The sequence below is a fragment of the Megasphaera sp. AF13-6AC genome (assembly GCF_027685385.1).
In the GTDB taxonomy this organism is placed as follows: Bacteria; Bacillota; Negativicutes; order Veillonellales; family Megasphaeraceae; genus Megasphaera; species Megasphaera micronuciformis.
This window is the reverse complement of record NZ_JAQCUN010000034.1, coordinates 1-11625: the sequence shown is the minus strand read 5'-3', so window position 1 is coordinate 11625 and position 11625 is coordinate 1. Positions and strand designations below refer to the sequence as shown.

Sequence of the window (11625 nt, the reverse complement as noted above, 5' to 3'; positions counted from 1 at the left end):
GTGCTGAAAACGTAAATAGGAGTATGTCCGTACTTGCCGTGCAGGGATTCTACGTTTTTCAGTCGATTCATAATCGTATTCATATCAAGATTATGTTTACGAGAGTCAACAAGGCCGCCGTAAACAAGAGAATCGACGGATAAAACCATGGCATCCGCTTCGGATGCATGTGTTTCTACCCAATTCATTAACTCATCAGGAGAACCGTGAAAGTTGGATCCCGACAAATATTGGCGAGGCGGGGTCAACACAGTATAACCGGCATCTTCTGCTATTTTTACAGTATATGCATAATCAACAGGACGATCATCTTGCGGTACATACAAAATCGTTTTGGCATATGCAGAGGTCGACAAGCCCATTAAAACCATAGTGCAAAGAACTGCACTGAAAAACTTATTCAGTCGTTTCACAAAATCACTCCTTACTTACAGCCGAATACGTAGTTATTATACCAAAAAACTGTTACCGAACCAATAAATAGTCATGGCAACTATATTACCGACTCTTGGAGGATTTTTACAACCACTGTCCCCTTCTCTTTCTCTTCACATGCGGCATATCCAGTTTAGCTTTAATAGCCATGACACGGGACGAAACAGTTGTGAAGAATGAAATGAGTGCCGCCACGTCTACGGGCCAGTCAAAAAGCACCAGAACATAAAGCGTAACCGACCCTAAGAGAGCCGCTGTAGCATAAATATCATGTACCAATACGGACGGCACCTTACCGGCCAGAACATCGCGAATAACACCACCGCCTACAGCCGTAATTACTCCCAACGTAATAATAAGAACCCACATATCAGGATTAAAATATAACCCCGACAAAGTTCCCGTAATTGTAAAAGAGGCCAGACCGATGGTATCTCCGGCCAAATAAATATAAGCCGAATGATGCATTACTTTGGATCGAATATGGGCATCAAAGTACCGAATCATAGCCGTCGTACCCAGCATGGCGGCAATAATTAAGAAGAAATACAGACTGCTCTGCAAGGCTATCGGAGGCGTATGTCCCAACATGAGGTCACGAATAATACCGCCGCCTATAGCCGTAGAAGCGGCGAGCACAAAAATACCGAACAAATCCATCCGCTTGGATACAGCTACCAGGACTCCTGAAACGGCAAAAGCCAAGGTGCCCATAATATCAAATATATACCACCAAATAGATTCCATTCTTTTGTATAATCCTTTCACCTTTATGCATATATTTCGGTAATGTGTGAAACCATTGTCATATATTATACAAAGAATCAACCTTTATAGCAAAAAAGTCGCTTCAGTTATTTAAAATTGCAATACACCTTCAAGTCTTGTAAAATAAAAAAAATTACGCCTCGGAGGCAAGAGATGACAAAAGATGAATTTTATATGGGAAAAGCTATTGAAGAAGCGAAAAAAGCGGCAGCTATCGGCGAAATTCCTATTGGCGCCGTCATTATTTATAAGAAAAAGGCCGTTGCCCGTGCCCATAATTTAAGGGAAACTCTCCCATCCGCCACCGCCCATGCGGAAATCCTGGCCATTGAAGAAGCATGCCGGGTCTTAAACCGCTGGCGTCTGACCGACTGTACCCTGTATGTAACTGCCGAACCCTGTCCCATGTGTGCCGGAGCCGTGGTTAACAGCCGTCTCGATCGCATCGTCTACGGTTGCCCCGACCCGAAAGGCGGCGGCACACGCTCACTCTATACGATTGTAGAGGACGAACGTTTGAATCACAGAGCCGAGGTAACAGCCGGAGTCAGAGCGGCCGAGTGCGCCGACTTATTAAAGAGCTTCTTTCAAAAGCGACGGGCCGATAATACAAAAACGGTTTCGGAATAAATTCCGAAACCGTTTTTCCGTTTTGTAAAAGATTATGCCAGAATCATTTGGCCGAAATAGGTCACTAAGCCTAAGATAATAATACCGCCTATAAAGTACGGTAAGGCAATTTTCATAATTTCACTTTCCTTGCCTTCTACGGAAGCACCGACTGCCCCGATAGCAATGGCAATACTCTGCGGCGAAAGCATCTTACCTACACCGGCACCGGCAGAGTTGCACGCCGCCAACCAAGCGGCACTGGCTCCGGGAATATCCTGAGCTGCCGCCGTCTGCAAAGGCCCGAAAAGAACATTACTGTTCGTACCCGAGCCGGTAATAAACGCCCCCAGTGCACCGGCAATAGGTGCAAAAGCGGGATAAGCCGTTCCCGTCACGCTGACAAGCATTTTTGCAATACTCATAGTCATGCCGCTATAAGCCATAAGCTTAGCCGTAGCGACAACAGTAATGATCGTAAGGAAGGTAAAACGAAGGTTATAAAGCGTATCTTTCAACTTTCCGAAAATTTCACCGAAAGAAGCCCCCTGATACTTACCTCCTATAATAGCCGCCAAGAGAATCATAATACCCGGGGTAGCTACCCACATAAAGGTATACGGTTTTGCCCCTGCACCCGTATAGATGGGCACAGATGTTTTAATCGTACTGAGGGGACCGTTAATAAACGGAAAGAGCTTAGACGTAAGAATTAAGAAAACAAAAATCAAAATAAAAATCATAGCCGCTTTAACTCCGGCTCCGGACGAAACGGGTTTCGGTTCAATGTCAAGCGCATATTCGGGATTTTCCGTTTTGAAAAACTTTGCATACAAAACAACGACGCCCATAATGATAATAGACGGAACCATTACAGCCAATTCAGGACCGACTGTTGAAGATATGACATACTCGGGAACGAAAAGAGCCAACCCGGACAAGAGTGTCACGCCGAAAACGCCTTTCAACGCCTTAACGGAACCGCCGACAACGATGACTACGAAGAAGGGGCATAAAATATCAAGTATCCCGAGCTGCAACGTAATATTCGTAGCCAAGCCTATAGGATTCAAATCCGTCAAGCTGGCCAAGGTTGTAGTAGGAATCCCGATGGAACCGAAGGTCGTCGGTACCGTATTGGCAATAAGGCAAGCCAGAATGGATCGCAACGGATTATATCCCAAACCTACCATAATGCTGGCCGGAATAGCTACGGCCGTACCGAAGCCGGCCATCCCTTCCATGAAAGCTCCGAATCCCCATGCAATTAACAGAGCCAGAATACGGCTATCCTTACTGACAGTCGTAAGCATTTGCTTAATGACGTCCATACTCTTCGTATAGACAGTCAGGTTGTAGGCGAAAATAGCCGCTACAATAACCAATAAAATAGGCCATACAGCCAAGGCCACACCTTCCAAAAAGGCTGTAGCCGCATCCGTACCGGGCATTCCGAAGGCCGCCACGGCAACGACTGCCGAAATAATAACGGCAACGGGGCAGGCTTTATAACCTGGCAGTTTTAAGAACCCCAATGCCACAATGAGCCAAATAATCGGCAATAACGCTAATAATACCATGCTTACATCTCCTTTTACTAATTCTCGCAATGTTATGCATTATTCATACATAAGCTATTAAACGAAAACCGAAATTTAATATTGTTTTATTTCAACACACCTTCAATCAGGCCGTCTGTCGAAAGTATCCGTATTAGGTAAACAATACCTAATCCATATTATAGTTCAATAACCTTAATGAATAAAGCATTATACCGATTTTGGTTTGTTGATTTTCAAAGATGATAAAACATCATAATAAAACACCGCAAGCCGAAGCCTGCGGTGTTTTTCTAGCCTTCAAGATTTTTTACAAGCAGTTCATTGACCGTTGCCGGGTTGGCACGCCCTTTAGTTTCCTTCATAATCTGACCGACCAGGAAACCGATAGCCTTCTTCTTACCCGCCCGATAGTCTTCTACCGATTGCGGATTGGCTTCAATAATCTTTTGTACAATACCTTCCAACTCGCCGGTATCGCTGATTTGCACCATACCCTGCTCTTCAACGATAGCCTTGGCCGACTTACGCGAAGTCCACATTTCAGGTAAAACCTTTTTAGCAATTTTACCGGAAATAGTACCTTTCTTAATAAGTTCCAAAAGTTCCGCCAATTGTTGGGGAGAAATAGGCAAGTCCTTAGCGGATACGCCGTCTTCATTCATCTTTTTAGCCACATCGCCGAGAATCCAGTTCGACGCCGTTTTAGCATCGGCACCGGCCTCTACAACTGCTTCAAAATAATCGGCCGTAGCCTTTTCCAAGGTCAACAGGTCCGCATCGTACTCGGGAAGTCCCAACACTTCAATAAAACGAGCTCGACGTGCATCGGGCATTTCAGGAAGTTCCTTGCGCACTTCTTCAATCCAGTCTTCGGAAATTTCCAAAGGAATTAAATCCGGTTCCGGGAAGTAGCGATAATCATTCGATTCTTCTTTTACACGCTGACTGAAAGTGACACCCTTGTTTTCGTCCCATCCGCGGGTTTCTTGAACAATCTTACCGCCTTCTTCCAAAATCTGAGCCTGCCGAACAGCTTCATATTCAATACCCTTTTGCACACCCGTAAGAGAATTGATATTCTTAATTTCCGCCTTAGTCCCAAGCTTTGCTTCACCTACAGGGCGTACGGATATATTTGCATCACAACGCATACTGCCTTCTTCAAGACGGCAGTCGGATACTTCCAAATATTGAATAATAGAACGCAGTTTTTCCAGGTATGCCCGCGCCTCTTCACCACTTCGGATATCCGGTTCCGAAACGATTTCCAGCAAAGGCACTCCGGTACGGTTATAGTCAACCTGAGAATAATCGGACGTATTGATAGTCGCACCGCTATGTACGAGCTTACCTGCATCTTCTTCCATATGAATACGTGTCAAATGAATGCGGCGCTGCTGACCGTTTACTTCAATATCCACATACCCGTTCAGGCAAATAGGCATATCAAATTGCGAGGTCTGGAAGTTCTTCGGCAAGTCGGGATAGTAATAATTCTTCCGGTCGAACTTATTATGCAGCAGAATGTCACAATGCAAGGCCAAGCCGACTTTTATGGCAAAGTGCACCACTTCTTTATTCAAGACGGGTAAGCACCCGGGAAGACCTAAACATACCGGGCAAACATGAGTATTCGGGTCGCCGCCGAATTCCGTGCTGCAACCGCAAAAAATTTTCGTCTTCGTTTTTAATTCCGTATGTACTTCCAAACCGATGACGGCTTCGTATTTCATTATACTTCAACCTCCCCCATCGGTAACGGTAACTGTAAATCCGTCCGTTCCCGTTCAAATGTATAGGCTGCTCGCAATAACGTTTCTTCATCCAAAGCTTTACCGATTAGCTGCATCCCTACGGGCAAGCCGTTTTTAAAGCCGCACGGCAGACTGATAGCCGGAAGTCCCGCCAAATTAACCGTAACGGTACAAACGTCGCCTAAATACATGGCTAAAGGGTCTTCACTATTCTGACCGATCTTAAAAGCCGTGTCGGGAGCCGTAGGTGTCAAGAGAACGTCACAAGACTCGAAAGCTTTGTCATAGTCCTGACGAACCAGGGTTCTCACCTTCATAGCTCGCAAATAATAGGCGTCATAATAGCCGGCACTCAAAACATACGTCCCTAAAAGGATACGTCGTTTTACTTCGGGACCGAATCCTTCGGAACGAGTCTTAATGTACATATCGACAATATCTTTTCCAGGAACTCTCAACCCGAAACCTACGCCGTCATACCGACCCAAATTAGAGCTGGCTTCGGCCGGCGCAATAATGTAGTACGCAGCCAAACCGTACTTCATGTTCGGCATTTTGACGGAAACGACGTGAGCACCCAATTTCTTATAGGTTTCAATAGCTTCATCCAACGCCTTCCGGCAATCGGCATCAAGTCCTTCGGCAAAAAATTCTTCGGGAATCCCGATGCGCAGTCCCTTAACGTCGGCAACCAAGGCTTTTCTATAATCCTTTTGAATCTGCGGTACAGACGTGGAGTCTTTCTTGTCATAACCTGCAATTCCGTTTAAAACAATGGCGCAGTCTTCTACATCGTTTGTAAATGTACCTATCTGATCAAGAGATGACGCAAAGGCAATCAAGCCGTAACGCGAAACAAGTCCGTATGTAGGCTTTAATCCTATACGACCGCAATAAGCCGCCGGCTGTCGCACAGATCCGCCCGTGTCGGAGCCGAGAGCCCAAACAACTTCACCTGCCGCTACGGCTGCCGCCGAACCGCCCGATGAGCCGCCCGGTACATAATCTTTATTCCACGGATTGTGCGTAATTTTAAAAGCCGAATTTTCCGTCGAACTGCCCATGGCAAATTCATCCATATTCGTCTTCCCTAAGGATATGAAATCAAGGTCTTTAAGCTTTTCAATAACCGTAGCATCATAAGGCGATTTATACGATGCCAACATCTTGGATGCACACGTCGCCTGCTGACCTTTTATGCAAATATTATCTTTAATAGCTCCGGGAACACCTGCCAAATCGGCAATGTCTTCGCCTGCCGCAATTTTTTTATCTACCTGAGCCGCTACAGCCAAAGCCGCTTCCCGACTGTCGGAAAGGAAGGCTTGAATGTCGGACTCCGTCTTATCTTTTCGGTCAATATATCGCTGTGTCAATTCAACAGCGGATATCTGCCCGTTTACAAGTTTCTTATGTAACTCATGTATCGTATTGACTCCCACAATATCCCTCCTTATTCCTGAATAACTTTCGGCACTTTGAAATATCCGCCTTCGGCTTCCGGCGCATTTTGCAAAGCATCTTCGTTGGGCAGAGATTCCTGAGGTGCATCGTCACGCATAACATTACTCATGGACACGGCATGAGCCGTAGGTTCAACCTCACTGATGTCAGCCTGTTCTATGAGTTCCATGTAAGAGAGAATATCGCTCAACTGCTGTTGAACCGCTTCTACACGATCTTCTTTAATCTCTAATCGAGATAAGAGCGCGATCTTCTTAACTTCTTCCGCACTGACTTTCATACGAACACTCCTTCTTACTGATTATCGTTATTAACGGTTTATTATACCATAATTTTTACTCATTCGGGAACGTTTTATCCCTTTGAATCCAAGCAATAAACTCTTCTTCCGAAATAATGGGGGTCCCCAACGATCGTGCTTTTTCATACTTGCTTCCCGGGTCGGCTCCGGCTACGACTAACGTGGTTTTTCCCGTAACGGATCCCGTACATTTACCGCCTCCGGCAACAACGGCTTCTTCTGCTTCTTTACGAGTCATAGTCTCCAACTTACCCGTAAGAACCACTACTTCACCTCTAAAGGCCGAACCTTTTGTTTGCCGCTTTTGTGCTGTCATATCGACTCCCGCCGCCTCAAGAGCCGCCACAAGTTTACGTGCCTCATCTGTACGCATCCACGTATGAACCGATTCGGCAATACGCGGTCCGATTTCATCAATATCCGTCAATTCTTCCGTACTTGCTGTCGCCAATGCTTCGACGGAGCCGAAGTGTTCCGCCAAAATACGTGCCGCCTTAGCTCCTACAAATCGAATTCCCAAAGCAAAGAGAACTCGTGCCAGACCGACCTTCTTACTGTCTTCAACAGCTTTTAAAAGATTATCTGCAGACTTATCTGCAAACCCTTCAAGGCCGATCAAATCTTCTTTTTTCAGGTCATATATATCCGATACCCGATGAATCAGGCCCTGCTGCAAGAGCTGTGCCGTAATAGCATCGCCCAAGCCGTCTATATTCATGGCATTGCGCGATACGAAGTGTGCTACCTTCTGGCTCAAGATAGCCGGACATTCGGGATTTACGCAACGGGTTGCCGCTTCACCGTCCAGCCGTACAACTTCATGGCCGCAGCCCGGGCAGTGCGTCGGCATAACAAATACATTTTCCTGTCCTGTTCGCTCTTTCACTACGGGGCCTACAACTTCGGGAATGATTTCTCCCGCTTTTTGAATAATAACCGTATCACCGATGCGAATGTCCTTTTCTTTTATATAATCTTCATTATGTAAGGTGGCTCTCTTTACGGTCGTACCTGCCAGACGCACGGGCGTTAAGTCGGCGGCAGGCGTTAAAACCCCGGTCCGCCCTACTGTAACGGAAATCCCTTCAACCTTAGTTTTAGCTCGCTCAGGCGGAAACTTGTAAGCAATAGCCCAACGAGGGATCTTTACCGTATTTCCCAGCAATTCCTGTTGAGCAAAGGAGTTGACCTTAATAACCATACCATCTGTCGCATACGGAAGCTCATCACGGCGTTCATCCCACGAGTGAATAAAGGTAATAACATCTTCAATCGAGTCGAATACCCTATATTCCTTGTTTACATGAAAACGGAGCTTCTTCAAATCTTCCAGCAACTCTTCCTGACTGTGAATGGTCATTCCCACCGTACCGCCGATGGCATAGGCAAAGAACGACAGGTTGCGCTGTGCCGTAATCTGCGGGTTCAACTGACGTAATGACCCGGCTGCGGCATTGCGAGGATTGGCAAACGGTTCCAACTCATCTTCACTGCGCTGAATATTCAAAGCGTCAAAAGCCCTGACAGGCATGTAAACTTCGCCGCGAATTTCAATGTGAGGAGAATGGCTGTCAATCTTTAAAGGAATAGTTTTAATCGTCCGCACATTATTTGTTACATCTTCCCCTACTACTCCGTCACCGCGCGTAACGCCGCGTACAAACATGCCGTTTTCATAGATAAGGTTAATCGCCAGGCCGTCTATTTTTAATTCCACCACATACTGAGGCACTTGTTCTCCCAAATCGGAACGAACACGTCGATCAAATTCACGCAGTTCATTGTCATTAAAGACATCACCAAGACTGAGCATAGGCCTGTCGTGCGTATATTTATTGAAGCCGCCCGAAATCTTGTGGCCTACCCGCTGCGTCGGCGAGTCGGCCGTAACCCATTCGGGGTGTTCGCCTTCAATGGTTTCCAACTCACGGTATAACATATCGTAGTCATAGTCCGTAATAGTCGGCTTATCCAACGTATAGTATTGATAGCTGTAAAAATCGAGTTTCTCTCTTAGCTCCAAAAGTCTTGCATACGCCTTATCCTGTTCCATACCTTTCGTCCTTCCTACACCTTTTCCAGCGGTGCATACTTAGCAACGACTTGTCGTATTCCCTTGGACGGGAAGGAGATTTTCATTTGCATGGCGGCTCCTTCACCGATAACATCCAAAACAGTGCCTACACCCCAAACCTTATGACGCACCTTGTCGCCTGCCTTCCAATCTCCATCCACATGATGAGCTTTAGGTAACTGAGAGGTAACGGCCTTAGTCAGAATGGACACGCGTTGTTGTCCCGGCACCTGCCGTTCACCTTGAGGCATTTGTGCACGCCGTCTGTACTCTTCCATCAATTCTTCCGGAATTTCATTTAAAAACCGACTGGGCAAGTAAGCGCTCACGCGTCCGTACATAGTACGAGTTGACGCATTGGTTACATACAAATACCGTTCGGCTCGTGTAATACCTACATAGGCCAAACGACGTTCTTCTTCTATTTGTGCACTGTCCATTAAAGTACGACTGTGCGGAAACAGGCCTTCATCAAGGCCGGCTAAAAAAACGACGGGAAATTCCAAGCCCTTAGCGGCATGCAAAGTCATTAAGGTAACCTTTGAGTCGGAACCTTCAAACTCGTCCACATCGCTTACAAGAGCTACATTTTCCAGAAAATCCTGTAAGTTTCCCTCCGGATTGTCACGCATATATTCTTGAGCCGCATTAATCAGCTGTCCCACATTTTCCTTACGACTTTCGCCTTGAGGATCCTGAGCCGCTTCTTTATCAAGCATATCCCCGTATCCCGTCTCCTTAACCACGCTTTCTATGAGAGTAGGCACGTCCGTCTTGCTCACTTCTCCTAAAAGAGAAAAAATCAGGACCGAAAAGTCTTCCAGTGCGGTCTTTACCCGTTTGGTCACAGGTAATTCGTCCGTTGTCGACAAAGCATCAAACAAGGATATGCCGTTTTCTTCCGCATAATCCGTCAAATGTTCGATAGACGTGGCTCCGATGCTGCGTTTGGGCACGTTTAAAATACGTACGAGGCTGAGGCTGTCCTCAGGATTATAAAGAACGCGTAAATAGGCAATTACATCCTTTATTTCCTTGCGGTCATAGAATTTGGTACCGCCGACCATCGTATACGGAATGCCGTAGCGCATAAGCTTTTCTTCCAAGACACGCGATTGTGAGTTCGTCCGGAATAAAATGGCCATGTGCCCGTACGGTTCGTTTTCAATAGAATGTCGATTATAAATGACTCCGGCAATATAATCAGCTTCATCGTGTTCTGTCTGTGCGTGATAATGAACGATTTTATGCCCCTGCGGATTTTCCGTCCACAAAGCTTTTTTCAATCTTGCTTCGTTATTATCGATGACGGCATTGGCCGCCTGCAAGACCGTTTTCGTCGACCGATAGTTTTGCTCAAGTTTTACATTCGTTCCGTCTGGATAATCACGCATAAAATCCATAATATTCTGAATATTCGCACCGCGCCATGCATAAATACTCTGATCCGCATCACCGACGACACAAATATTTCGCCATTTGGCCGCCAATATTTGTGTCAACAAATATTGGGCCTTATTGGTATCCTGATATTCATCCACCAGAATATAGCGGAATCGTTCCTGATACTTCTCCCGAATATCCTGCCGCTCCTGCAATAGTTTGACAGCCAGCAATAACAAGTCGTCAAAATCGACGGCATTATTATCCTTCAACTTTTTTTCATAAAGCGTATACGCTTCGGAAACTTTCAGTGTATAAAAGTCGTCGGCCGATTTGGCGAACTCATCAGCTCTAAGCAAAGCGTTCTTGGCAGATGATACGGTACCCAAAACGGTACGCGGCGGAAATTGTTTGTCATCCAAATTCAGCTCTTTTAAGCACGACTTCATCAGTGTCACCTGATCTGACGAATCATATATAGTGAAGTTCTTTGTATAGCCTAAAAATCCGTCTATTTCAAAACGCAACAGCTTGGCACAAAAGGAGTGAAACGTACTGAGCCAAATACGTTCAGCCGCTACGCCCACCAGGTTTTGTACACGCTCACGCATTTCTTTGGCCGCCTTATTGGTAAAGGTTATGGCCAATATACGATACGGATCCGTCCCGATTTCCAACAAGCGGGCAATACGGCACGTAAGCACCTTGGTCTTGCCCGAACCGGCTCCGGCCGTAACCGATAGCGGACCTTCCGTATGCATAACCGCTTCCAGCTGCCGTTCATTCAGTGTGTCATAAATAGGGTTCATAACTGTCCTTTTCCTCATACAGTGGAAAAGGCCCACACCGTCATGATGCGGGCCTTACCGTGTTTACATATTACAGGGCCGATAAAATTTGCGGAATTACCTGTTTCTTACGGCTCATGACACCGGGCAGGTATACTTCACTGCTCAATACGTCTTTTTCAAAAGCCTTGCTGACAACGCCGTCCATATTTCCGGCATAAATCAGATTTGTCGCTTCATCGATAATGCTCGTAATCATTAAGAATGCCGCAATGTAGTCGTTATCGGCACGCAATTTTTCCAAAGCATTAATCAGGACCTGCTTCTGATCCAGTAAGTCCGTCGTATCCATAACCTGAACCTGTGCGACCGTAAAGGTCTTACCGTTACCGTTAAATTCCTTCATATCGTTGCGAACGATTTCGTCAGGCGTCAAGTCCGATACATTGGCACCGGCCTTCAACATTTCCATACCGTATTTTTCAAT

10 protein-coding genes are annotated in these 11625 nt (G+C 46.0%); 1 reads left to right on the top strand and 9 read right to left on the bottom strand.

Annotated features, from left to right (window positions below; all coding sequences use genetic code 11):
* Both PGX78_RS03320 and PGX78_RS03315 read right to left on the bottom strand, forming a co-directional pair.
* A partial coding sequence (locus PGX78_RS03320; protein WP_270445387.1) for a DUF4127 family protein occupies positions 1 to 413 on the bottom strand: 413 nt, incomplete at its 3' end.
* A gap of 106 nt (positions 414 to 519) precedes the next feature.
* Positions 520 to 1182 carry a trimeric intracellular cation channel family protein gene (locus PGX78_RS03315; protein WP_270445386.1) on the bottom strand — a complete coding sequence of 221 codons (663 nt, stop codon included), beginning with the start codon at positions 1180 to 1182 and terminating at the stop codon, positions 520 to 522.
* A gap of 174 nt (positions 1183 to 1356) precedes the next feature.
* On the opposite strand from PGX78_RS03315, the gene tadA reads away from it, so the two are divergent.
* Positions 1357 to 1833, top strand: coding sequence for a tRNA adenosine(34) deaminase TadA (gene tadA, locus PGX78_RS03310; protein ID WP_270445385.1), 477 nt, complete (start codon positions 1357 to 1359; stop codon positions 1831 to 1833).
* A 32-nt stretch (positions 1834 to 1865) separates the two neighbouring features.
* Here the strand turns inward: tadA and PGX78_RS03305 are convergent, their stop codons facing one another.
* The 7 genes from PGX78_RS03305 to PGX78_RS03275 all read right to left on the bottom strand — a co-directional run.
* Positions 1866 to 3392, bottom strand: coding sequence for an L-lactate permease (locus PGX78_RS03305; RefSeq protein ID WP_270445384.1), 1527 nt, complete (start codon positions 3390 to 3392; stop codon positions 1866 to 1868).
* Positions 3393 to 3664: 272 nt separating this feature from the next.
* Complete coding sequence (gene gatB / locus PGX78_RS03300) at positions 3665 to 5107, bottom strand: Asp-tRNA(Asn)/Glu-tRNA(Gln) amidotransferase subunit GatB (protein WP_270445383.1); 1443 nt, start codon at positions 5105 to 5107, stop codon at positions 3665 to 3667.
* On the bottom strand, positions 5107 to 6570 hold the full coding sequence (gatA, locus tag PGX78_RS03295) for an Asp-tRNA(Asn)/Glu-tRNA(Gln) amidotransferase subunit GatA (RefSeq protein ID WP_270445382.1): 1464 nt from the start codon (positions 6568 to 6570) through the stop codon (positions 5107 to 5109). Before gatA ends, gatB begins: the two co-directional genes overlap by 1 nt.
* Positions 6571 to 6581: 11 nt before the next feature.
* Positions 6582 to 6872 carry an Asp-tRNA(Asn)/Glu-tRNA(Gln) amidotransferase subunit GatC gene (gene gatC / locus PGX78_RS03290; protein ID WP_270445381.1) on the bottom strand — a complete coding sequence of 97 codons (291 nt, stop codon included), beginning with the start codon at positions 6870 to 6872 and terminating at the stop codon, positions 6582 to 6584.
* A gap of 55 nt (positions 6873 to 6927) precedes the next feature.
* The gene (gene ligA / locus PGX78_RS03285) at positions 6928 to 8946 is read right to left on the bottom strand and encodes an NAD-dependent DNA ligase LigA (RefSeq protein ID WP_270445380.1); all 2019 of its coding nucleotides are present in this window, start codon (positions 8944 to 8946) and stop codon (positions 6928 to 6930) included.
* Between the two features lie 14 nt (positions 8947 to 8960).
* Positions 8961 to 11159: a DNA helicase PcrA gene (gene pcrA, locus PGX78_RS03280; protein WP_270445379.1), complete on the bottom strand. Its 2199-nt coding sequence runs from the start codon at positions 11157 to 11159 to the stop codon at positions 8961 to 8963.
* Between the two features lie 70 nt (positions 11160 to 11229).
* The coding region (locus PGX78_RS03275; RefSeq protein WP_333523865.1) for a DHHA2 domain-containing protein at positions 11230 to 11625 on the bottom strand (396 nt) is incomplete at its 5' end.